The following is a 23,822-nucleotide window of genomic DNA, read 5'->3' as shown; positions in this document are numbered from 1 at the left end:
TTTAGAAGGTGACAGTCGTCCGGATCAGCCAGGTGCGGGGATCCGAGGGGACGTAGGTGCCTTCGTAGTAGGTCTTGTCGAGCAGGTTATTGATACCCAACGAGGTGCTTAGCTTGTAGCCGAACAGTTCCCACGGGTAGCTGATATTCGCGTCGAACACCACGTAGTTGCCAGCTTGGAAGCCGCCCTTGAGGGGATTCCAGTCAACCGACTGGGAGACGACCTCCTTGGAGGCGTATCGTGCACCGAGTGCAGTGCTCAGGCCGCGGACGGCACCATCGTCGAACGTGTATTTGCCCCAGAGGTTGAGGCGGTACTCAGGCACATTGACGAGGCGACTGTTATAGATGATGTCCGAGTTAGCCTTGTTCAAGACCGAGTAGGCGTTGTAGGCGGTGGAGCCGGGTTTTGCATACGATGGGCTGGACACGGTGTGTGCATCCCAGAGCCATGCGCCATTGGCGATGAGCTGGAAGTTACGGATCGGAGTCCAAGTGATGTCAAACTCGGCACCTTCGACTTCGTTCTTCAAGCCCACGGTGCGCCAGCGGAACACACGGGCACCGGCACCGTTGGGGTTGAACACTGAGCCAAGGGCGAATGGCGAGGGCGAGTAGTTCAGGGGCTCCTGGGTATTGGCCTGAGCAATACCATCGTCGATCTTCTGGTTCTTGCGCTCACCCTTGAATAGGGAGAAGGTGCCGACGAGCCTGTTGTCATCGGTTGAGATCTTGACACCAACCTCGTAGTTCTTGCCGCTTTCATTTGGAATATTGTCCAACACACCTTCGGCGTTGAATGCATCCAAGCCGGTTTGCAGCGAGGTGATCCTATGGCCTTTCCAAGTGTATCCACCTGGATTGTTCGCGAGCAGGGCGTTGATGATTTCATCGGGCGTGCTGGCAATGGCGCTGAAGTCACCCTTGCGGCCTGTATTGATACGGAACGTTGAGGAGACCGTGCCATACACGGAGATCTGCTTTGTGATGGCGTATGTCGCGCCTACCATGTAGGCATCCCCGGAGGTCGTCTGGAAGTTGCTTGCGGAATAGGCCGGGCTGTAATTCCAGACTGACGGTGGATAAGCGCTTTGATTGAATGGAGCACTTGGCGGTGGGATGAACCACGGATCATTGGCCACGAGCCACTGACCGCGGTACTTGGCGGTTTCCTTGCGGTAGCCGAGGATGCCGGTCAGCTTGTCGTCGAGGGCCGTGATCTGCCAGTTTGCATACCAAGCATTGCGCCGATCGTTGTAACCATCGAGCAGGTTGCGCGTGATATTGTAGATCTTGCTGACCGGGGGATTGACCAGGATGCCCGGATCCCATTGCGAATAGACCTGCTGGGCGGTGAGGATCTGCCCGTTGCGGTTGGTCAGGTATTGAGCGTTGGGAACCATGATTCCCGGATTGGGAAGGTTGTTCGGGTTGTTGGTCGGATAGTTGTAACCGGGAACAGCATAGTAGACCGCACCGGCGGTCGCCATGTATTGCTGGAACGGGCTGTAAAGCACTCCGCCAAGGATGAGCTTGTTTTTCGTCCCGAAGAAATCGCCCTTCAGGACGGCGTCGAGCTGGTGGTTGTTGGCACGCAGGTAGTAGCCGGCACCGTTGCCACCGGATGCGGCGTTCCATGTCACGCCGTCAGCGTTCGCGGCATTACCACCTTCGATGCTGTCGTAACGATCGTTGTCACGCGTAAAAACGTAGCGGATATCGAGCCAGTCCACAGGGGCGAAGTCGACCGTGGCTTGGAAGGTTTCCACTTCATTGTGGGTGTATGCACCGGAATTGGAGAAGTTGAACCGCTTGTCCACCACCCTGTTGCCAGCCTTGTTCGTGATGGTGGCATAGGGTTGGATGACGCTGGATGTGTAGAGCGGGATGGTCGGATCTCCGATTGAATTGCGGTAGTCGGCCATGTATTGGCCGAGGTTGGCAAAGATACGGGTCCGATAAGCGTCGGCCGTGATGTTGCCTGCCGCAGTCAGGAGCGCCGTGGATGGATTCTTGTAGGCATCGAACCATCCCTGTGGATAGATCCAGCCGCCGTCATTGTAGTTGAAGCGCTCATTGAGATACTCCATCTCCAAGTTGATTTTCAACTTGCCGCTCTTGAACGGGTTGAGCGTCAGGCTCGGCGTGAAATTGAAGTTGTCATCGAATTCTCCCCTGCGGTCGCCACCAAGGGCCTGCCAGGCACCCACAACGCGGAATGCGGCCTTTTCGCCGAGATTCACGTTGGTATCCACCGTGACCTTTTCGCCCCAGTTGTTGTCGACTTGGTAGCTGATGTTGGTCGGGATGTGGTTGAACGAAGGCTTTTTGGTGACGTAGTTAATGACGCCGCCGGGATAGCCTTGGCCGAAGAAGACGGCCGCGGGACCCTTGACGATTTCAACGCGATCAACGTTGTCGAGGTTCCACGAGGTGTAACGAAACACGCCGTTGCGCAGAAGGGTGTTGACCGTGAACCCACGCATGGTGAACGAGCCCTGCGGGGTGGCGCTATTCGCCGGGCGGCGCATTGCGAAACGGCCGTCAGGAGCACCGGACGCCGTGTAGCGGAAGATGTCCATCACCTTCAGAAGACCGGCGTCCTTGATGAAATCCTCGCTCATCACATTGATGTTCATCGGGACGTCCTGAATCCTCATGCCGATACGGGTTGCCGTGGCGGCATTGGTTTTCAGGTATCCGAAGTCACGCTCGCTCGAGACCTCGAAGGGCGAGAGAACGATGGTGTCCAAGGGAGCCGATTCCGTGCTGCGGGCAGGACGGACACCGGAACCCGCCTGTTGGACCGCGGGCTGGGTTTCGGCTTCGGCGAGACGCTTGCGCAGGGCGGCGTTCTCCTCCTGGAGCCGACGAACGGCGTCCGGACTTGGTGTCTGTCCAGACGCGGTGGTGGCGACAAGCAATGCCGTCAGACCGGTCGCCAGAAGCGTTCTGGCGCGGTCAAGTCGGGTATGCGGGTATTGATTCATGATTTTGGTTATGTTGGAGTTTCCTGTCTTTGGGCGCGTGTGACGCTCCCAAGCGGAAAGTTTTGCGTCGTTTCTCTGTGCGTCGATGTTTATTGTTGTTTGGATGAAGCGGCGGACGAGTCCCCGCGGGAAATCAGCTTTGGCGAGATGGTCAGGCCGATGCGGCCGCCGACATCCCGGTTCTCGATTCTCCAGAGGAGGTGATCGATGACTTTTCTCACAAGAAGCGGAAGGTTGATGTCGATCGCCGCCGGGTGGTGGTCGAGATTGTGATAGATCATCGGGTTGTAGTTGCCGAGGATCGTGTCGAAATCGCGTTCGGGATTCTTTCCCGCTTCGCGCAGTGCGCGGAAAAACGCGCCGCAGAAATGATCGACCGGCAGGTAGAGGCCGGTGGCCTTGGGCGTGCAGGCCAGAAGCCGGCGAACGAGCTCGGCGCTTTCCGTGTGGAGCGGGGTGAATTCGAGGTAGCTCACTCCGGGATTTGGCGCGCCCAGGATGGTGTGGAGCGTCATGCCCAGCTCCTTTGCCCGGGCGGAGAAAGCATTCGCACGGCGGGCGATGGCGCTGTATTCAGGGTCGGTTGAAATGACCGCGACCGTCTTGTGTCCGCGCTGCCGGAGGTAGTCCGCCGCCATGCGGCCGTTTTCCTCGTTGTTGGGCTCGACGTAGTCCCCCATGAACGACGTCGAGCGCCGGGTCATGAACCATACATGGGGAAGGGTGGCCATCTGTGCCATGCACTCCGGGGATGGCTCCATTCCCTGAATAATCACGCCGTCGAGTCGCTCACCGACGAGAACCCTGGGAAGTTCGGACGGGCTGTTTGAAAAAAGCACCCGAAGGTCCACACGATACCGGGGATCGGTGGACTGAACCTGCAGCAACTGGTCCTGGAACCAGTTCAGGCTGGGATTGTTGGCCTTGGCACCGACAAACCAGACGCCGATGCGACGCTGCTCGGGCAGGCGAGCCTTGGGTCCCCGGCGGCGGTTGAGCGGTGCCGGCACGTAATTGTGCTGCTGCATGACCGCGCGAATCCGCGCGAGGCTCTCGGCGGCGACGAGCTCGGGCTGGTTGATGGCACGGGACACCGTGGCGGGTGAAACCTGTGCTTTATGGGCTATCTCTGTGATCAGCATCGATGGGGTGTTGCCACTACTGAGAATTTCAGTAAGCCTAATGAAACGGAATGCGTGGAGGTCAAGTGATTTTCAGCAAAATTCAGGAAGATTGCTTTTTTCCGGACACGCGCTTACGGGCGCGCTGCCACGCGAGGAGGATTTCTTTTCTGGAGCGCACGGCGTCCGGCCAGACGGGTGGATTTGTGCTGACATTGTAGCCGACGGTGGTTCCCAGTTCCGGGCAGATCCATAGGGTGTTTCCCGGTCGGGGACCTTGGAGCCAGAGTGCGAAGAGGTCCTCTACGAACGCGATATAGTCCACAAATTCCGGGGTCAGGCGACCCATGCCGTTGGTGACGGGCACCTGGCAATGCTGGCTGTTGAATGGTCGCAGGTGGAACATCTGGGAATGCTGGATGGACTTGGGCCAGAGGAGCAGGCGGGCGGAGTAATCCCGCGGCAAAATGTGCTTCGAAACGGCGAAATGGGAGTGGTCCCAGGTTACCGGCATGATTTCGCCGGTTTCCCTTGTATACAGGTCGTTGATTTCCGAGAATTTTTCGGGTGTTTCCGTCGCGGTGTCGCGGTGGACCTCGATATGCACGGACAGGCCCATGCGTTTGGAGAGTGCGATCAGCCGGACTGCCATCGCGGCGGCTTTGGCGGGAGGGGTGTCATGATCCAGCAACTGGATGTTGATGAAACGAATTCCGAGTGCCCGCTGGGATTCGAGTTTGGTCCGGGCAACCGCGAGATCACCACAGTCGAAGCCGCTCATCATGAGCAGGCCGAGCCGGTTTGCCTCGGCGGCCATTTCCGGGGAAACGAAAGCGCAGACGCCGTCGAATCCCTCCCTCTTCATTTCGAGCAACTGCCGGGGCATTTTCCATTCCCGACGCGGTGAAGGCTGTCCCACCATGGACCAGGGTGTGGCACAGACGATCAAACGGGGTGGTTCTGAAACAATTTTCATGGAGTGACTGAAAATATCTGAAAACAGATGTTGAAAAATCACAGATGGCCAGCCCATTTTCATCGGACCATTGCCGAACCGGTTGTCATTGGCTGCCGGTTTCAACGCATCCCCTGCCATGTCTCCCCTTCCGTTCATTCAACGTTCATCCTGGATCTGGTCCGCCGAGGGTACGCACGCTGTGCCGCCGGTGGGGGCGTCCTCGCCATCGCACTATCAAGTGCGCCTTTTCCGGCGTTCTTTTCAGGCCCGGACGGGGGACAAGCTGACGGTGCATGTGTCCGCGGACAGCCGGTTGATTCTGTATTGCAACGGGGAGCGTGTGGCGCGCGGTCCTGCCCGGGGTGACATTCACCACCATTTCTATGAAAGCGTGGATTTGAGCGGGTGTCTGCGCGACGGGGACAATGTCATCGCGGCGATCGTGTTTGACATGTCGCGCGTCGCGCATCGTCCAACCGCGCTTGGCGCGCCTTGCGCGATCATGACCTATGCGGGCGGATTTCTGCTGGAGGGTGATCGAGTGAGTGCGGATGGCGTGGTGGAGCGGATCGACACCGGACTTGCCGGCTGGCGGGTCAAGGTGGACACGGCGTACCGCTTTCAGAACGACAACACTCGGTTTGAGGGATACCACGGGTACTTTGAGCGATTGGTTTCGCGGGAGCTCCCGGTTGGGTGGAACGACCGCGGTTTCGACGCAACGGGCTGGCCTGAAGCGACGACGCTCTTTCTGGCGGAACGCATCGAGAATCGCCGCGATCCGACCAGTCCCTACGGACTCATGCCGCGCATGATTGCGCCCCTGGAGGAGCATGAGCCCAAGGCCTTCGTGGATGCTTTCCTTCCGGGAGGCGGCAATCCGCCGGGGGAGTGGGGCATGCTGGGGCGGGGGAGCGGCGGGGTCACGATTCAACCGCGACAGACCGTCGAGGTCATTCTCGATGCCGGCGAACTGACAACGGCATATCCGCAGCTCGTGGCCAGTGGCGGTGCGGGCGCGGTGGTTCGGCTGACGTATGCCGAGGCGCTGAGGCTTCCGTGGGGAACGCCGGGTGCCACGCTGCTGGGTCGCCCCCAATCGCTGGCCAATCTCGCCTCCCACTTCGCCGACGAATCCACGGGCTGGACTTTCGACCGTCGCGGTCGGATCAGCGGCTGGTCGGATGTGTGGGAACCTCGTGGAGGTGCAGCGGAGGAAGCCTACGAACCCTGGCACTGGCGGGCGTTTCGCTACATGAGCGTTGCAGTGACCACGGGCGATGAGCCGCTGCACATTCGCGGGGTGAACCATCGCTTCACGGCGTTTCCCTACAGGATCCGGGCGAGCTTCACCTGTTCGGATCCTCGGCTCGACAAGATCTGGAAGGCCTCGCTTGCGACCATGCGCCTGTGTTCGCACGAGACCTTTGAGGACTGCCCGCATTATGAGCAGATGCAGTACGCGGGTGACACGATGATCACCTCGAAGGTCGGGCTGCTGGCTTCGGGAGATGGCTCGCTCACGCGGCAGTCCCTTTACCATTTCGACTGGTCGCGGCTGCCCGAAGGGCTGACCCACAGCCGCTATCCATCCCGACTGCTGCAGGTGATACCGTCGTGGTCGCTCCATTGGATAACGACCTTTCGGGACTACGTGTACCTGACGGGCGATCTCGAGACCTTGCGCGAGCTGCTGCCCGGGGTGCGTGCGGTGCTCGCGTGGTTTGAGAGGCATGGTGACGCCGATGGGCTGCCGTCGAAACTGCCGTTCTGGAACATCACGGACTGGTGTCCCTGGTGGCCGCGCGGAGTAGTGCCGGGTGCGGACACCGGCGCCACGTGCATCATCTCCGCGCAGTACATTGTGGCGCTCGATGAGACCGCGGATCTGCTGCGGCTCGTGGGTCGGGAGGGAGAGGCCAATGGGTGTGCGACCGAGGCGGCGGCGCTGCGCAGTGTCGTGCACGAACGATTCTGGTCGGAAGAAGAGGGACTCTATTTTGACAGGCCCGGTGGACCGGAGGTGAGCCAGTATGGCAATGCATGGGCTGTTGTCTGTGGCGCCGCTGGACCGAAGCAGAGGGAGCGCCTGCTGAAGCGGTTTCCGACGGATCCGAAGCTGGCGCCCGGTTCATTCTTCTGCTGGCACGCGGTGTTTCGGGCATTCGCCATCAGCGGCGTGTATGATCGCATGCCGGAGTTTCTCGGGCCGTGGCATGAGATGATCGACTACGGGCTCGATACGTTTGTGGAGGAAAACAGCTACTGGCGGTCGCTTTGCCATGCGTGGAGCGCCCATCCGGCGATTGAATTCGCGACCCGGATTCTGGGTGTGACGCCGGCCAAGCCGGGCTTTGCGGTCATTGAGGTGACTCCGCACCTCTGTGGGCTGAAGCATGCCTCGGGTTCCGTCTGCACGCCGAAGGGCATGGTCGAGGTTTCCTGGAGGATGGAAGGCGGAAACTTTGCGCTGGAGATTCGGTCACCCGAAGGGATTCCAGTGAATCTGCGACTTCCAGGTGGCGCACGTTTTGAGTCCGACGGCGGCCGACGAAAGTTCGAGGTGAGCCTGACATGAGCCATGCCTTCGAGCTGATTGTTCCGCCGGATGGGAAATCGGTGGAGCTTCACCAGCGGGGGGGCGGTTTGCTGCTTCGATATGTCGTCGTGCCCGAGACGCCGCCCACGGAGGCGCCGCGGCCGTTTGCGCATCCGGTTCGGACACTGCGCGGCGAATGCCTCACGGTGTTTCGTCCGAACGATCATCCCTGGCATCACGCTCTGAGCTTCACGCTGACCTCCGTATCGGGTCACAATTTCTGGGGAGGCCCGAGTTATCGCAAGGCGGACGGCTATGTGCATCGCGGCGATCAGGGCAGCCAGGTGCATGAGGCCTGGGTGGAGCGGAGCCCGGAGCGGATCGCGCATGCGCTTCTTTGGAGGGCCGGGCACGACGGCGAGGTGCTTTTGCGGGAGGAGCGGTCCCTGCGGTTCAGTCGCGTGAATGACACGGCCTGGTCATTGCGTTGGCAGGCGGCGCTGACAAATGTCTCAGGCCGCGAGCTGGCGCTGGGACATTATCGCGCGCCCGAAGGATTGACCGGGTCGCACTACAGCGGCCTGCAGTTTCGTGGGGCGAGGGAACTGCTCGACGACCATGGCGATGCCTCCATCGGCATTTTCGCGGAGGGCGGGCGCGAAGGCGAGGCCGCTGTTCACGGGATGCCGCTGCGCTGGATGGAGTGGCGCGGACAGCGGGACGAGACGCTCAACCGGGTTTCCGTCCGATTTGAGAATGGCAATGGGCCCTTGCATCTTTTTGTAAGGCGGAGTTATCCCTTGGCCGCACTGCCGCTCCATTTTGATGAGGTTCTCCCTCTTCCTTCCGGAGGGCTTCTGAACGTGGATCACACGCTGACGTTTTCCGATTTATGAGACTCGGTAGAAAAGAATTCCTGAAAGGACTCGGGGCTGCGGCACTGGGCGTGTCCACGACATCCGTGGTCAAAGCGGCGCGGTCCGCTCCGTCGACGAAGAACCTGAAGCTGGCGCCGTTCGATTCCGGGAAACCGGATGCGTATTGGGAACGAGTGCGAGCCTTGTATGGGCGCCACGGTGATTTTGCCTATCTGAACTGCGGCGGACTCGGCCCGGCATCGCTTCCCATTCATGAGAAATACAGGCAGGTGACCGCGGACCTGGAGTTGAAGGTGGAGACGGGACACACCCTGCACGAGCCGGCGCGCAAGGTGGCGGCGGCTTTTCTGGGTGTCACTGGAGACGAAGTCTGCTTTGTGCGCAACACGACGGAGGGAAACTCAATCGTGGCGTGCGGGCTGGAACTGAAGGCCGGAGACGAGGTGATCTTTGAATCCCATGCGCATCCGGGAGGATCGATTCCCTGGCTCAACCGCGCGCGCCAGCAGGGAATTGTCGTGCGCACGTTCGAACCGGACGCCTTGTCTGCGGAGGGAAATCTGGAAAGGATTTCCGCGCTGATCGGTCCGCGTACGCGGGTCATTCAGATCAGTCATGTGACGGCCCCCACGGGGATTGTCATGCCGGTTAAGGGGATTGCCAAACTGGCCCGCGAGAAGGGGTGCTGGTTCCATGTCGACGGCGCGCAGTCGGCCGGAATGCTGAACTTTTCGCTGCGGGAAATCGGCTGTGACTCCTATGCTACGAGCGGGCACAAGTGGATTGGTGCGCCGCGTGAGACGGGGCTGCTGTTCATACGGCGCGATCGCATCGAGGAGGTGGCTCCCACCTTTGTCGGAGCCTATACGAGCGATGATTTCAGTTTCTCGGGGAAACTCGTCTATGTCGAAGGTGTGAGGCGGCACGAGTACGGCACTCGAAACTCGGCGTCGATCGTGGCCCTCGCCGAGGCGATGCGTTTCCAGGATGAAATCGGACGCCAGCGCATCCTGGACTACGGAACCGCGCTGGCCCGACGGGTTCACCACGGCCTGGAGGGGATTCAGCGGGTGAAGGTGCTCACTCCGGCGATGCCGGAGCTGCGGGCGTCCATCACCACGTTTGCCGTGGAGGGAACGACGGCTGCCGCGGTATTTTCATACCTGCTCAACCACCATCAGCTCCGCTGCCGGCCGGTGACCGAGGACGGCCTTCAGGCGGTGCGGGTATCGACCCACGTCTTCAACAATGCGAATGAGTGCGACCGCGTGGTCGAGGGAGTGCGGGCGTTTGTGCGAACGCTGTGAGATTCACCATGCAATCGAAGCCTCTCCCCCATGTCTGCGGCTCCGGCCGCGCGGCTGGCGTTGAAGGGGTGTCAGTTCGAGACTTCGGCGATCATCTCAACTTCAACGACCGCGCCGAGTGGAAGCGAGTTGGAGCCAATGGAGACCCTTGCGTGCCGTCCGGCATCGCCGAAGACGGCGACGAGCAGGTCGGAGCATCCGTTGATCACGCCCGACTGGCGGGTGAAGTCATCGGCGCAGTTCACGAATCCGCCGACCCTGACGATGCGCTTCACCCGCCTGAGGTCGCCGAGCTCGGCTTTCAGCGTGGAGATCAAAGCAAGCGCGGCTCCGCGGGCGGCCTCGACGGCGGTGGCTTCGTCGACGCTTGCGCCCACCTTGCCGACGACGACCTTGCCCGCGGCGTCGCGTCCGAGCTGACCTGCGAGGAAAAGCAGATTGCCCGTGCGCACGGCCGGCACGTAGTTCGCAATCGAGCGATTCGGCGCCGGCAGCGTGAGATTCATTCCGGCCAGCTTTTCCTCCGGTGTCTGAGCGGAGGCGCTGAGCGCCAGCGCCGCGAGAACCGCCGTCAAACCCGCAATCCTGAACGTCTTTATGATCATGTGTTCACCACTACCTCGCGTGCTGCGAGCGGCAATCCGTAAACTTCACCCGAATGAGAAAGGCCGGTTTCCGTCGATTCGGCGGTCCGGCTGCGCGGCGGTGCTCGCCGCCCTGTGCCTGGCGGGCCTGGAGACTCCGTTGTCGGCGGCCCCGGGCGGGCACGACATGTATCTCTGCGCGTCGGTCAACCGCGACTACATTGTCGGTGCGAAACTGGTCACCTTCAGCGGACTCTATCGAAGGACCGATGCGGGAACCTATGAGCACTTCGGGGTGAACTACCCGCAGATCTTCTCGATTTCGTTCGATCCGCGGGATCGCAGGGTGTTCTACACCGCCACGATCAACGGCTGCGTGCAGACGACCGACGGGGGGGACTCCTGGCGCATCAGCACGAGCTGGGACATGACGGAGCCGAAGGATGTCTGCGTGGATGTGAATTCCCCCGACGACGTCTATCTCGCGCTGCCGGATGGTATCGCGGTTTCGAATGACAGAGGCGCCACCTGGGTGCGTCGCGAGAAGGGTTTGCCTGCGCGCGGGAAATACACGCAGACGATCAAGGTGGATCGCACGAAGGCGGGACGTGTGCTCGCGGGCTGCGAATCGGGTATCTATCTGACGGATAATGGCGCCGGCAAGTGGCGCAGGGTGCATGTCACGGAAACAACAGTCACCGAGATCCAGCAGTCGCCCCATGATCCGAAGCTCTGGCTGGCGGCCACGCAGGTCGATGGCGTGCTCATTTCCAGGGACGGCGGGCGAAGCTGGAGTCGAATCAACGGCCTCTCGAACGAGAATGCCTGGTACAGCGTGGCCTTCGATCCGACGAATGCCGCGCGCTGGGCGGTGTGCGGATGGAAGTATGGCATCCTCACAACCGAGGATGCGGGAAAATCCTGGACGGTGCGCAACCAGGGTCTGGATTCTGTGGACGGTGCGTTCCGTGTCAGTGTCGATCCGGACAACGGCAGGCTGTACTTCAACATCTGGCGGCGCGGACTCTATGCGTCGGATGATTTTGGCCGGACCTGGAGGTTCGACGGCATCGATGGCGGCACCGTTTACAACTTTGAGTATGTCGCGAAGGGAGCAAAAAAATGAAGACTTCTGTTTCACCGAAAGTGATGTCCGTGCGTGCCTCCATTCTCAGTTCATGCGCGGGATCGGCCGTGCTTGCCGCGCTCGCGGCATTTTCTTCCTCGAACGCGCTCGCGCAGCCTTCCTACGCCGGCCCCGTGCCGTCGAGGGCGGTTGTTGCGCGCGAGGACTACCGCCGGGAGGCCTACGTAAAACGCGTCGATGAAGTCCTGAACTGGCGCGCGGGCCTGGTGGATCGCAAGAACCCCGCCACCATGGACATGGCGGCCATTTGCGTGAAACTCGTGAGGAACGAGGATCTCGATCTCTGCTCGGCGCGTGTCATTGAGCTGATGAAGGACCCCGGGACCGGTCCGTTCTGGATGTTTCCCGCCGTGGCCGTGGCCTGCCTTGGGAATGACAAGCTTTCGACAGAAGCCCGGGCGTCGATTCGCACGGCCTGGAGCAGGCAGCTTCAGATGCGGGGCGACACCGAGAATCACTGGGCGATGTACTACACTTCGCTGTACCTGATGTCGGAGCTCTATCCCAACGAAGCAGGATCGACCTGGTATTCGGGCAAGTCATCGGAGGAAAATTTCGCTGAGTCGAAGGCCTACCTGATTCACTGGATGAATCTCGCGACGACGCTGGGTCAGGGTGAGTTCAATCCGACGCACTACATCGGGGAGTACATGATTCCGATGCTCTTTCTCACCGCGTGGGCGAAGGATCCTGAAATGAGGATCCGCGGTCACATGATGATCGACTGGATCATGGCCGACCATGCGGCCAGCACGCTCAATGGCGTGCTGCGGGGGGCCAATGCGCGCACGGATGATGTCTCTGTGACGGAGCGCTGGAACGCGCTGGCATCGTTTTTCAGCTGGCTGATGTTCGGCAACACGCCGCCTCCCGCAAACTATGGAGGCTGGGGAGTCTATTTTGCGGCGGTGGCGAAGAGCTACACCCTGCCAGAGGTGATCTATCGCATTGCCGTGGATCGCGATCGCGACTACATTCAGCGCGACCTGAAGCGCAGCCGCCGCCGCTGGCGCTTCAGCGATGTCGACTATGCCCCCGTGTACAAGACGAACTACATGCGCCGGGACTATGCCGTGGGTTCGTATCAGGGTGGCATCACCGATCCGATTCAGGCGCATGTGTGGGATGTCACCTGGGCGGTGCCGGATCCGCGCGGGGTGAACAACACGATGTTCTCCATGCATCCCATTTCATCCTCGCAGGACATGCAGATGTACTTTGCGGAGATGCCGGACTGGATGACGCGTGGCGTGACGCGGGAGAACAAGCCTTCGTACGATTCGCCGGACAAGCTCCTGGGCAGCTCCCGTTTTGAGCGGGTGTTCCAGGATCTGGACACGGTGATTGCGCTCTATGACATTCCGCCGGGCACGCGTTTCGGGCACATCAACGGGTTCTTCTCCAAGGATCTGAAGAACGTGACGGAGGACTCCTCGGGATGGATCTTTGCCCAGGGAGGCAACACTTACCTCGCCTACCGCCCGCTGGCACCCTATGAGTGGGGAACCACCTGGTCCTGGGCGAAGGACAAGGACAAGGGGGACCGCCGCCTGGTCAGTTCGCATTTGAAGAACGGCACGATTGTGCAGGCCGCGAGTGCGGATGAGTTCAAGAGCTTCGCCGATTTTGAGGCGGCGATCCGCGCGCTTCCGCTGTCGTTCAAACTCGAGCCCACGCCGAGCGTGACATTCAAGTCGCTTCGCGGCCATGTGCTCCGCTTCACGTACGGGCAGGATCCCTCGGTGGACGGGAGGCGCGTTGATTACTCCAAGTGGAAGCTGTTCGAGGGCCCTTATCTCAATGCGGAAAAGGGATCGCGACGGCTGGCCATCACGCACGGAGAACTCGAACGCATCCTTGATTTCAACACGCTGTCGATCGTTGACAGGGTGATTCCCGGCAGGTCCGACGCATCCAGCCACTAGCGCATGTCAAGACGAACACTGCTTCAATTCACACTGCTGCTGACGGCGCTGTCTCTTCACGGAGGTTCCGCGCCGGCCGGCGAGTCGCGATGGGATGCATCCGCGCGTGCGGGCCTTGCGATGCTCGTGAAATTGTGCGATGACTACGGAGGACGCCTGGTTGGCTCCCGCCAGAACATGCGGGCATTGGAGCGTCTTGCGGAGGAGTTGGCGGCGCTTGGGCTCAAACCTGAGTACCAGTGGTTTTCAATGCCGGGCTGGGAGCGCCGCAGTGATTCTGTGACGCTGCTCAATCCCTTCAAACGATCGCTCCGGGTGGCGGCGCTCTCCTACACAAATCCGACTTCACCGTTTGACGCGGATGTTGTCGATATTGGCAATGGTGCCGCGTACGAATATCCAGCCGGGTCATCGGGCAAGGTGGGACTGCTGTCAGCAGGAACGCCGCTCCAGGCGCGGGAGATTGTTTCAATCGCCAGCCAGCGCGGGCTTCGTGCGATACTGTTCATCAACCGAGAAAATGGCGGGCAGCTGCTGACGCGCACCGGCTCCGCGGTGGGAGAGGCTCTGCCGCTTCCCGTGTTTACCATCACGCAGGAGGAGGGGCTCTGGATCGGACGCCTGCTCGCGCGCAAACAGCCGGTCAGGGTCAGGGTGGAAGCGACATCCCGGTGCGTGAATGTGAAGACCGCCAATCTCGTGGTGAGACTGGAAGGCAGAACCGCGGACAAGGTCATTGTCGGCGCCCATTTCGACAGCTGGGACCTCGGACAAGGGGCGATCGACAATGGATTGGGAATCGCGCAGGTGTATGCGCTTGCCCATGCCCTGAAGGGTCTGCCGCTGGCGCGCACCGTGGAGCTCGTGTGGTTCAATGGCGAGGAGATGGCACTCTGGGGATCGCGTCACGCGGCGAAACAGCTCGGTGACGATCCGGTCATTGCGATGGTGAATCTCGACATGGTGGGTGTTCCGATCGGGATCAACGCACTGGGCGACGACAGTCTGGTGCCGGCGCTCGAACGCTTTCAGAACAACCGTGCAAGGAAGCTTCCAAAAGGCGTGGAAAATGTGAACTGGCTCGGGAGCGACCATACGCCATACCAACTGGCGGGTGTGAGGGCGGTGACGTTCAACGCTCCAATCGACCGGGAATCTGTCCGTTACTATCATGATTTTGCCGACACGATCGACAAGCTGCCGGAGAAAGTCGTTGTGGAGTCGACCGAGATCATAACCGACGCTGTTCTTGCGCTCGTGAATGACACCGAGCTCAAGCCCTTTCGCCGCGCGTCAGAGGACACCGAGGCCCTGTTCACCCGGTTTGGTCTCGAGCGGCGCATGAAAGGCAGCGGCACCTGGAATTTTCCGTAATCGGCGTTCCGCTGCCATAGATATTTCGTTTCAACCCCCAAAATCACTCCCTCCATGACAGTCCTCGGTCTCCACCTTTTCGACGCGCTGGTCATCGTCGCCTACATCATCGCCGTGCTCCTGATCGGAAAGCTTTTTGCCCACGGGGTGAAGGGCGAGAGCGATTTCTTCCTGGGCGGACGCTCGCTGGGCAAGTGGTTTCAATTCTTCCTGAGCTTCGGAAACATGACCGATCCCGGGCAGGCCACGACGACGGCGAGTTCGGTCTATCGGCAGGGAGTGGGCGGCGCCTGGCTGACGCTCATCACGCTCTTCCTCACGCCGTACTACTGGTTCACGAACGTGTGGTTTCGGCGGGTGCGGCTCACCACGACGGCGGAGTTGTTCGACGATCGGTTCGGGTGCCGCTTCCTGGCCACGCTCTATGCCGTCACCACCATCATGATGGCGATCGTCAGCATTGCCGGCGGAAACGTTGTCGCCCTGAAGACGCTTCAGCCGCTGATGGTGAAGGATCCCGCGATCTATTCCGTGGTCGAGAGCCAGCGGGTCAGCGACTTTCATGAGTTCAGCGAATTGCGCAAGCTGCGCCAGGCATCTGTGCTGCCGGAGGAAAAGAGCGCACGCTATGAGGTGCTCAAGGGCTACTATGACCGTGGTGAACTCCAGCCCTACGTGACGTATCTGCACCCGGTGACGTTTTATCTGATATCGACCGTGCTGGTGGCGACATTTGTGATGCTGGGGGGGCTCAAGGCGTCGGCGGTTGTCGATGCGATGCAGGCGGTGCTGGTCATCCTCATATCCATAATTCTGATACCCTTTGGTCTCTTCAAGCTGGGGGGGGCGGATGCGCTGCATGAAAAGGTGCCGGCGGTCATGCTCAATCTCTTCGGCGGGGGAGGCCGGAGCGAATACACCTGGTATTCGATCGCCGCGCTCCTGTTTGTCCAGTTCGTCGGCATCGTCGGGTCACAGGCCAACATGACCATCGCGGGCTCGGCGAAGAACGAACTGGCCGCACGGCTCGGCGCGGTGACAGGCGGCTTCAGCAAGCGCTTTGTGACGATCGCGTGGTGCTACTGCGGACTGATCGCCCTCGCCTTGTTCGGCCCCGGCCTCTCGGATCCGGATCAGGCTTGGGGACTTCTGACCAGCGCGCTGCTTCCGGTCGGGTTGATCGGCGTGATGATCATCGGAATTCTGGGCGGCAAACTCGCGCTGCTTGGCGCCTTGTCGGTCGTTCTGTCCGGACTGGTCGTGAAAAATCTGTATGAGCCGATGTTTCCGGGAAAATCCACCAGGCATTACATGGTCGTTGCGCGATTGACGGTCCCTGTAGTGCTGGGCGCGGGGGTTGCGGTGGGGCTGTATTTGAACAGCGTGATCGCACTTTTAAAATTTGCCATCGTGCTTCTGGTGATCTGGGGCGTGCCGATCACGCTGATGTTCATCTGGCGGCGCCTGACGGAGACCGCGGTTCGCATCCAGGTGGTTTCGACGATCGTGCTGGTTGCGGTCATTCCGTGGGTTGTGCCAAGCATTCCGGCGCTCGCCCGCTCGGAGTCCCTGACCGCGATGACGCGGGAGCGAGTGGTGACGGTCCAGGTGCATGCGTCGGCTGAGGACGTCGCCGCGGGTCGGGCGGCCCGCGAGGGCGAAACGGTGACGCGCCAGCAGCGCATGGATCCGGTTTCCATCTATTTTGAAGAGGGCGTCGTGCACCTCGATCCGAAGGACCTCAGTTCACCGCGAACGGGACGCGGGCTGTTTTTTGTCGAGGTCTATCTGGTGAGACTACTCGGATTCGACGTCGCCGGATTCTCGCCGGCGCAACTGCTCACGACCCGCTATCTGGTGGACGCACTGTTCCCCATTTTCACGCTGCTGGTGATCAGTCTGCTGACGCGGCCCACGGAGAAGTCCCGGCTCGACCGGTTTTATGTGCGTCTAAAGACTCCGGTGGGTGCGACACTGGAGGAGGATGCCGCAGCGGTGGAGGCGTCGTATGCGAACCCGACGCGCTTCGATCATCAGAAGCTTTTTCCCCGGACCAACTGGGAGTTTACGAAATGGAACCGGCAGGACTTTCTTGGATTTCTCGGGTGCTGCGCGCTGGTCGGCGGCATCCTGCTCTTCTTCAAGGGAGTGCTGCTGATTGGAAGCTGAAGGAGCGGAGGAATTCTCATGAAACAGAAGATTTGTCCCGCCGGATTCGCATTCCTGATGCTGGCGGCAGCGGTCATCGCCGCGCCTCGCGCCACGTTTTTCACGAGCGAACGGGCGTCGGTCCTGGTCTGCGGCGGAAGCATGATGAACGGGAATCACTTTGGAGACCCGTCGCTTGCCATCATGCGGGAGCATTATGCCGGCTGCCGGAAGATAGCGCTGGTCCTGCATGCCTCGCTTCCAAAGGACCGCGATCGCATGGAGGCCCGGTTGAAGGAGGCGTTTGCCCACCTCGGCCCGTTTGAGGCGGAGTCCCTGCACCGCCATGACGCGAAGGGCCAGATAGCGCTTTTGAAATCCGCTGACGGAATTTTTGTCGGGGGAGGGGAGACTTTTGTCCTGCTCGCCGAACTCTATCGAACCGGTCAGCTGCAGGTCCTGCGGGAACGAACGCTCGCCGGGATTCCGTACTGCGGGACGAGTGCGGGCGCGAATGTGGCGGGCCTGCTGATCGGCACGACGAATGACTTTCCCGTGGCGGATGTTCCCACGCGCAATGCGCTGGGGATATTTCCAGCGGTCATCAATCCGCATCATCCTGCCCCGGCGGAGAAGGCGGAGTTCTCTGGACGTTCCGCCAAGATCAGGGGCTATCTGGCGTTCAATCCAGGAGAGTCGGTGCTGGCTCTTGGCAATGCGTCATTCGCACGGCTGCATCGCGGCAAGGTGACGTTTTCCGTCGGTCTTGGCTGGCTCTATCGCGAGGGATCTGTGCGCGCGCTGGCGCCGGGCGACTCGATCGACGAGCTCCTCGTCGCGCCGGCGCGCTCAGGCGTGAGGTAGTTCGCACTTCGCGCCCTGCCTCCTCAGGGCGCGGCCCGCTTCTCCATTCCCATTCGGTAGGATATCGACCAGGACTGCGTTTCGCCGTGCGCAAGGCGAATGCTCCTGTAGGGCTCGATGGAGAATGTGGCGTCGTTTCCCCAGATGACCGTTTCACTCGGGGGGAAATCTGTCGACACTTGAACGAATTCGAGCCGCGGATGACTGAGTGTGGCGTCGAGGTGCGCACCCGCCGGGAGGTGAAGCAAGTCCATGTGTCCGTCTCGTTCGTGCTCGAAGCGGCGCTTCAGTCGGAGCTCCCGTCCGGCGAGGGAAAAGCCGGGGTTCTCGGCTAGTCTGGTCTGCTCCGGGAGCCGCACCTCGATCAGGCGGTCGGACAGCGCGAAGAACGGGTGTGCAAACCATTCCAGTTCGAGCGGCGTTTCCGAGAGATTGGTGAGCTGGGATGTCGAGGTGAGCGACCGACCGGACAACTGCACGGTGCGCACCAAGTCGTAGTGAAAGCCTGCGGCGGCGTGTTCGGTGTGAAAGTCGACTCGCGAGGCGTCACGGTTGTTTGACCAGACACAGGGGGAGACGAGTTCAATTTCACCGGCTGAGCTTCGGGCGAGTTCTCCAATTCCCAGAGCGATGCCCCTGTCGCCGTTCCAGGTCAGCGACCGCCCGTTGCGGCTGTGGTGCCGGAACGATTCGGGCAGACCCTGGCCATTGAAGGTCGTGGGAGTCGGGGATGGCCATTGAGGACCCGTGAACAACGGCCCGGAGATCCGGCTGCGGACCTGCCAGACATAGCCACCCGCGCAATAACGCGTTCCAAGCCTGTCGCGATTGGTCGATGGATCCAGGATTTCCGCGATCAGTTGATCGCTTTCGATCGAAAGCATGCGATTTTCAGTGAATCCGGCGAACACGGAGCGTTGTGTTGATTCCATCGACGATCAGGGCGAAATTGCCTGCAGGGCGGGCTTGAATTTCGATGCTCCTTCCGACCAGCTCGTAGGTGATCGGCTCCTGTCCCTCCCAAACTTGATTGTTATCGAGGCGGAAGCGGTTGGCTCCCTCCATGGAGACCACTTTGGCTTTCAGGGCGGGCTGCGACCTCCAGTCCGCGCCGCTGAAGGGCAGGCCCATGCGCTCAGCCCAGCCCTGCGCCTTGCCCGGCATGGGCGCGATGACCACCGTTTCCTCCTCCGCCTTCTTTCGGGCCTCGGTGATGGCGGGCAGGAGATTGGAGGTCGTCAGGCGCTGGTGGCGAATGATCGCGGCGTCGATCACCCCGATTTCGTCGGGAGTCAGGCGATCGAGCCCGGCTCGCTTCCATTCCGACTCGGTCATCACCTCCTTCAGGCCGGGAAACGGGGCCTGTGCAAGTGCGAGCGTGGCGAACAGGGGAAAGAGGATGAGGGTGATCAGAGCCTTCATGATTGGAGTGATTAGTGGATTGAGGGCGGCTGGTTCTTGCTCCGCGCGGGGGCGCGGTTTCCGTGCAGCGCGGTGTAGAATGAATCGCCCGGGCGGATCGATCCGCGGGCAACGATTTCACCGGTGAATGCGGACTTGTAGATGGCTGTCAGCAGTTCGAGGGTCTTGCGGGCTTCCTCCCCGGACGTCAGTGGCTGACGGCCGGCGTCGCGGCTGGCAACGAAGGCGTTGAGCTGAGCGCCGTGGGTGGAACCCACGTCCGGCGGAAAACTCTGCCAGGCCTGCATGAGACCGTCGTCCTGGGTGGCGGGCACGGGAGTCATCTTCCAGTTGTCGCGCGTGTAGCCGTAAAGGTGGGTGAGCTCCAGCGTTGCACGCTGGTAGTCGAGTCGCAGATACGTCTCCTGCCTGGGGCTGAGAGCGCTGTTCACTATGGAGGCGACGGCACCGTTTGCGAATGTGACGAGGGCCATGGAGACATCCTCAACCTCGATTGCGCGGTCGAGTGTCGCGGCGATTGCGCGCAGTTCCTTCCAGTCTCCGAAGAGGTGCAGCAGGTGGTCCATGGCGTGGATGCCGAGCCCCATGGTGGGACCGCCGAGCTCGGTTTCCCAGCGTCCGCGCCACGGGACGGCGTAGTACGCGGGGTCGCGATACCAGAGCGTGTTGCAGACACCGACCAGCGGACGCCCGAGCTGGCCTAGGTCGGCGAGGCGGCGGACATGAGCGGTCGAGGAGGCAAACCGCATCTGGAAAATGCACGCGGTGTAACAACCGGTCTTTTTCTCGGCAGCCTGGATGGCATCCAGTTCCGCCAGCGAACCGCACAGGGGTTTTTCACAGAAAACCCAGGCTCCTGCTTCCATGGCGGCTATGCTCATGGGCATGTGCTGCGACGGGGGCGTCGCGATCATGACAATATCCGGCTTCAACTCGCGCAGCATCACCTGGTAGTCGGTGTAGGTGTGCGGGATCTTGTGACGTTTCCCGAAATCGCCCACGCGGACGGGGTCGATGTCGACCGCGGCCTCGAGAACAACCCGTCCGTGTGTGGACTCAACCGCCCGGACATGGGCGTCTCCAATGGAACCAGTGCCAACAAGAGCGGCGCGGTAGGTCTTGGTCATAGGTCAAAAATCCATCCTATGGGTTCCGCTGCAAGAATCATTCTGAAAATTAATGAAAATTGCAGGCCAACGACTGGCGGGAAATGGCGGCCGCGGCTGAATGTGGGCGCGGGCCCCCGGAGGAGTCTGCGCTGCTCCCGCGGCAGTGACGTCCGTGGATTCGACCAAAGGAGGGCGACCTTGAACGCGGACTCTGAAAGTCGGAGCGAAGCGGCCTGGGTCGATACCGGAAGGCTGGGACCTCCGCCCCACACGAGTGGAGCAAGGGAATGGTAGAGCCCGCCTCGACCGCTGGACTCGTACTCGGCGCGGAGGTCCGCCACCACGTGCTCGATCATTTCCAGGGCCCATTGACGGTCGTATGATTGCTCGGGTGTCAGGCTTGCATCGACGACTTCCCGGGAGAATCGACTGTCGCCGCCGCAGGACGGGATTGGCACCTGCCGCGTTCCGCCGCCGCGGCGGATGGCGTTGGCCCGATGCCACTCGGTGGTGAGGAAGTTTCGCAAGGCCGTGAGCAGAAAGGTGCGGAAACGCCCGCGCGTGGGACAGGCCCGCGCCAGAGCGGCGGTGGCGATCAGGTGCGTGAAGAAAGCTTGGACCAGATCCTCGGCTTCATGATGAGTCCGCCCCGTTCGCCGGACATAACTGTAGAGGGGAAATCAATACAGTCGACAGAGCGAATCCAAGGCGGAGTCGGCTTCGTCCGTATCGTCAAGTCCCGCCTGCAGCACGACCGACCAATGCGTGCTCGGAAACTGCGACGAGCGCGGCGCCTGGCTGTCAGCGGGGGGATCCGGCGCGGACATGGCGCAAGGCTTAGTCGCGACAGGTTTGCCGTTCAATGATTTTCGAAACCGGGAGTTTCGTCTGAAAATCATTGGTTCGCGGATGGCTCCGGCATGGTGCGTACGTTCAGTTGAGTTTCGGACTTCGTTCAGGGAATCTCGAAAACTTCAACAAGACCCACCCCGGTTCCATCTCCGACCCCGTTCAACAGCACGGTGTAGGCTCCGGGAGGAAGGGTGATCGCCAAGGCTGCATTCTTTTCGCCGACCGCAGCCAGTGACCCCACGGACGGCAAGAGTTGTCCGAGTATGGCACGGTCCGATTCGGTCGACCAGTTGTCGCTCTCGGCCAATACCTGATAGCCGCCCTTGAAAATCACGATGTGCGGGTCTGTTAACGGGTTCGCGATTCCATACTGCGCAAGTGGACTCCCGATCCCCGTGACCAGGATGTTTTTTGAGAGCGTGCCAGCGATGACGAATCCGACGATGATCTGATTTTCACCGCGTCCAGCGAGTCCGCGGGCGGAGAGATTGATCATGCGCGGGAGCTGGCTTTGCGGCTGGCCCGATGAGTTTGCCAAGTAGACTTCTCCCAACCCAATTCCGCCTGCCGAGCCGCGGTTTCTGATCACAACCGAGTACGTTCCAACTCCGCCATAGTCCCCGAATACAAGCGCATCCTTGGATCCAGGCAGGAGATCGAATGCGCCCAGCGCTCTCCAGAAATTGGGAGGACCGGCGTCGCTCTTCCAGTCATCGTTGCCGGCCAGGAGTTTTCCCGCGGAGATCAATTCCACTGCAGGATCACCCGCTACCTGCGTCAGACCGAACTGGCTGAGTGAGGGGCCCACGGCCCGCACAAGCAGTTGTTTGCCTCCGGCACCGGTTGAATCTCCTGCCAGAGCCAGCCCGAGGTTGAGGGTCTCCGAATCACTGCCCAAACGACCACGGACTGAAAAGTTTGTCAGGCGGCTGGGAGGTTCAGGTTCCGTCAATCGAACCACTGCCTCATGGCTCGTGATTGCATCCTTGCCGCTGCCCACCACGCAGCGGAAGATGCCTTCGTCGTCGGAAGATTCCATCGAAACGGAAAGTGAGGCTGAGTTTGCTCCAGAGATCGGTAGTCCGTTTTTCATCCACTGGTAGCTTTGAGCTGAGGCACCCGGCCCGACCGTCAGTTTGACCCGGGAGTGCGCGGGAACGATTTGAGAAAGCGGATCCGCGCTGAATCCGGCGTGAAGCGGGAAGGGGGCGTTGGATGGGTCGGCTGTGACAATGACAATGGTGTCGTCGCTGTTATCGATCAGATGCGCATCCGCGATGCGTGTTTTCATGGGATCAATCACCTGCTTGTCCACCTGCCCCCACACGACGGCGGTCTCATCCTCCAGCAACGCGACTCCACTCCACAGCCCTGCCTTTATGGCTATCGCTTTTTCCTCGGGTTTCAAAGGATGCCGTTCTGCATGGGAGTAACCGCGTCCCCAGCCGACAACCTGACCATTGTCGAGCAGGCCCAGACAGAAGTCCTCACCACCGCCGATCGAAATCAATTGCCTGCCTTCGGGGATCGATCGCATGGCGTCGGAAATCTGGGCAAACACGTTGTCTCCCCACCCGTAGACCTTTCCGGCCTCGGTCCATGTGAAGGAGGTGTTGTAACTTGCTCCGACGCCGATGACCTTGCCCATGTCTTTGGGGATTTCAGTTTGTCCCACTCCATTCCAGCCCCAGGCGAGCACGCGATTCTCCGAAGTGAGAAGCAGAAGATGCGCCTGACCGGCGGAGAGTTGCACCACGTTCGACGAATTCGTTGGAATGGGCAATCTGTCCCAGCCGACAGTCCAGCCCACGACGGTTCCGTCCGACCGCAGGGCAAAGGATGTCTGGTTGCACGCGGCCACCGCCACGACGTTGTCCAACCCTGCAGGAACATTCAGTTGTCCTATGTCGTTCATGCCCCAAGCCCGCACGATGCCATCCGGCAGAAGAGCCAGGGCATGTTTTTCACCCACGGCAATCGCGGTGACTGCGGCTAGATCGGGCGGGAGGCGAAGTTTGATGGGCGAATTTTCCGGCAGAATCGTGAATTGCGGGTGGGTGACCGTCACATTGACAAAAGCGACCTTGCTCAACACCGAGCCGTAGGGGTTGGAGACGGTTGCCCGGTACCAGCCGGTATCGATCTCCGCCTTCGCAGCCGCGATTGTCAGTGTGGGCAGGGTGGCGCCGGGTATTTTCCTGCCATTGTGTTCCCATTGATAGTGCAGGGGTCCTTGTCCTTCGGCCAGGACGTTGAGTGACATCTCGCCACCGGTCAGGACAACGTTGCGACTTTGGGAGAACGCCTTGATTTTCGGAAGACCCTGAGCCAGGGCGGAACGGGCGACCCCCGCTGTCGCAAGGAGCAATACGATGATCAAACGGATTGGTTTCATGGGAAGAGTGAGCGGGAAAGGGCGGGAGGAGGGACGGGTCGTTGCCAAGCGAGGGGTGAGACGAAAGCGTGGATTCCAGTCACCGCGTTCTACGGGAATTCCCGACAAGAGTTACAGGCGTGCTTTGCCAATTGTTTGGAGTCGCCGAGATGTCCGTTGGTCGAATGAGGGGAGAGTTGAGGTTTGCGATGCGGTCGGGCCTTGGGGCGC

At 60.8% G+C, this 23,822-nt stretch carries 17 protein-coding genes and 1 pseudogene; 8 read left to right on the top strand and 10 right to left on the bottom strand.

Annotation, left to right across the window (positions count from 1 at the left end; genetic code table 11):
* Position 1 precedes the first annotated feature (1 nt).
* The 3 genes from HS122_03010 to HS122_03000 form a co-directional block, all read right to left on the bottom strand.
* The gene (locus HS122_03010) at positions 2 to 2,989 is read right to left on the bottom strand and encodes a TonB-dependent receptor (protein MBE7537368.1); all 2,988 of its coding nucleotides are present in this window, start codon (positions 2,987 to 2,989) and stop codon (positions 2 to 4) included.
* 89 nt (positions 2,990 to 3,078) lie between these two features.
* Positions 3,079 to 4,131, bottom strand: coding sequence for a LacI family DNA-binding transcriptional regulator (locus tag HS122_03005; protein MBE7537367.1), 1,053 nt, complete (start codon positions 4,129 to 4,131; stop codon positions 3,079 to 3,081).
* A gap of 82 nt (positions 4,132 to 4,213) precedes the next feature.
* Positions 4,214 to 5,086, bottom strand: a complete 873-nt coding sequence (locus HS122_03000) for a xylose isomerase (protein ID MBE7537366.1) — start codon at positions 5,084 to 5,086, stop codon at positions 4,214 to 4,216.
* 118 nt (positions 5,087 to 5,204) lie between these two features.
* Between HS122_03000 and HS122_02995 the strand changes: the two genes are divergently transcribed.
* Genes HS122_02995 through HS122_02985 form a run of 3 tightly spaced genes read left to right on the top strand, consistent with a single transcriptional unit; the run spans position 5,205 to position 9,792 of the window.
* Positions 5,205 to 7,646, top strand: a complete 2,442-nt coding sequence (locus HS122_02995) for a hypothetical protein (GenBank protein ID MBE7537365.1) — start codon at positions 5,205 to 5,207, stop codon at positions 7,644 to 7,646.
* Positions 7,643 to 8,503: a PmoA family protein gene (locus HS122_02990; GenBank protein MBE7537364.1), complete on the top strand. Its 861-nt coding sequence runs from the start codon at positions 7,643 to 7,645 to the stop codon at positions 8,501 to 8,503. The genes HS122_02995 and HS122_02990 overlap by 4 nt, the downstream gene beginning before the upstream one ends.
* Complete coding sequence (locus HS122_02985) at positions 8,500 to 9,792, top strand: aminotransferase class V-fold PLP-dependent enzyme (protein MBE7537363.1); 1,293 nt, start codon at positions 8,500 to 8,502, stop codon at positions 9,790 to 9,792. Before HS122_02990 ends, HS122_02985 begins: the two co-directional genes overlap by 4 nt.
* Before the next feature lie 71 nt (positions 9,793 to 9,863).
* On the opposite strand, the gene HS122_02980 is transcribed toward HS122_02985, so the two are convergent.
* Entirely contained in the window at positions 9,864 to 10,397 is a 534-nt protein-coding gene (locus tag HS122_02980) for a RidA family protein (protein MBE7537362.1), read from the bottom strand.
* On the opposite strand from HS122_02980, the gene HS122_02975 reads away from it, so the two are divergent.
* Genes HS122_02975 through HS122_02955 form a run of 5 tightly spaced genes read left to right on the top strand, consistent with a single transcriptional unit; the run spans position 10,396 to position 17,834 of the window.
* Positions 10,396 to 11,502 (top strand): hypothetical protein, encoded by a 1,107-nt coding sequence (locus HS122_02975; protein MBE7537361.1) that lies wholly within the window; start codon positions 10,396 to 10,398, stop codon positions 11,500 to 11,502. The genes HS122_02980 and HS122_02975 overlap by 2 nt on opposite strands.
* A complete protein-coding gene (locus HS122_02970; protein MBE7537360.1) occupies positions 11,499 to 13,448 on the top strand; it encodes a hypothetical protein in 1,950 nt (649 codons plus the stop codon). Before HS122_02975 ends, HS122_02970 begins: the two co-directional genes overlap by 4 nt.
* Positions 13,449 to 13,451: 3 nt before the next feature.
* Positions 13,452 to 14,822, top strand: coding sequence for a M28 family peptidase (locus HS122_02965; GenBank protein MBE7537359.1), 1,371 nt, complete (start codon positions 13,452 to 13,454; stop codon positions 14,820 to 14,822).
* A 54-nt stretch (positions 14,823 to 14,876) separates the two neighbouring features.
* The gene (locus tag HS122_02960) at positions 14,877 to 16,991 is read left to right on the top strand and encodes a sodium:solute symporter family protein (protein ID MBE7537358.1); all 2,115 of its coding nucleotides are present in this window, start codon (positions 14,877 to 14,879) and stop codon (positions 16,989 to 16,991) included.
* Between the two features lie 18 nt (positions 16,992 to 17,009).
* Complete coding sequence (locus HS122_02955) at positions 17,010 to 17,834, top strand: Type 1 glutamine amidotransferase-like domain-containing protein (protein ID MBE7537357.1); 825 nt, start codon at positions 17,010 to 17,012, stop codon at positions 17,832 to 17,834.
* Between the two features lie 23 nt (positions 17,835 to 17,857).
* Here the strand turns inward: HS122_02955 and HS122_02950 are convergent, their stop codons facing one another.
* From HS122_02950 to HS122_02925, 6 genes and pseudogenes are all read right to left on the bottom strand, one after another.
* Positions 17,858 to 18,766 carry a hypothetical protein gene (locus HS122_02950; protein ID MBE7537356.1) on the bottom strand — a complete coding sequence of 303 codons (909 nt, stop codon included), beginning with the start codon at positions 18,764 to 18,766 and terminating at the stop codon, positions 17,858 to 17,860.
* Positions 18,726 to 19,256, bottom strand: coding sequence for a hypothetical protein (locus HS122_02945; protein MBE7537355.1), 531 nt, complete (start codon positions 19,254 to 19,256; stop codon positions 18,726 to 18,728). The genes HS122_02950 and HS122_02945 overlap by 41 nt, the downstream gene beginning before the upstream one ends.
* 11 nt (positions 19,257 to 19,267) lie before the next feature.
* A complete protein-coding gene (locus HS122_02940; GenBank protein MBE7537354.1) occupies positions 19,268 to 20,383 on the bottom strand; it encodes a Gfo/Idh/MocA family oxidoreductase in 1,116 nt (371 codons plus the stop codon).
* Positions 20,380 to 21,039: pseudogene (locus HS122_02935) on the bottom strand (sigma-70 family RNA polymerase sigma factor). The gene HS122_02940 and the pseudogene HS122_02935 overlap by 4 nt, the downstream one beginning before the upstream one ends.
* 6 nt (positions 21,040 to 21,045) lie before the next feature.
* Positions 21,046 to 21,192 (bottom strand): hypothetical protein, encoded by a 147-nt coding sequence (locus HS122_02930; GenBank protein MBE7537353.1) that lies wholly within the window; start codon positions 21,190 to 21,192, stop codon positions 21,046 to 21,048.
* A gap of 128 nt (positions 21,193 to 21,320) precedes the next feature.
* On the bottom strand, positions 21,321 to 23,612 hold the full coding sequence (locus HS122_02925; GenBank protein ID MBE7537352.1) for a hypothetical protein: 2,292 nt from the start codon (positions 23,610 to 23,612) through the stop codon (positions 21,321 to 21,323).
* Between the last annotated feature and the right edge of the window lie 210 nt (positions 23,613 to 23,822).

The sequence above is a fragment of the Opitutaceae bacterium genome (assembly GCA_015075305.1).
In the GTDB taxonomy this organism is placed as follows: Bacteria; Verrucomicrobiota; Verrucomicrobiia; order Opitutales; family Opitutaceae; genus UBA6669.
Note: the sequence above shows the minus strand (reverse complement) of the source record. Positions and strands in the feature narration are given on the sequence as shown.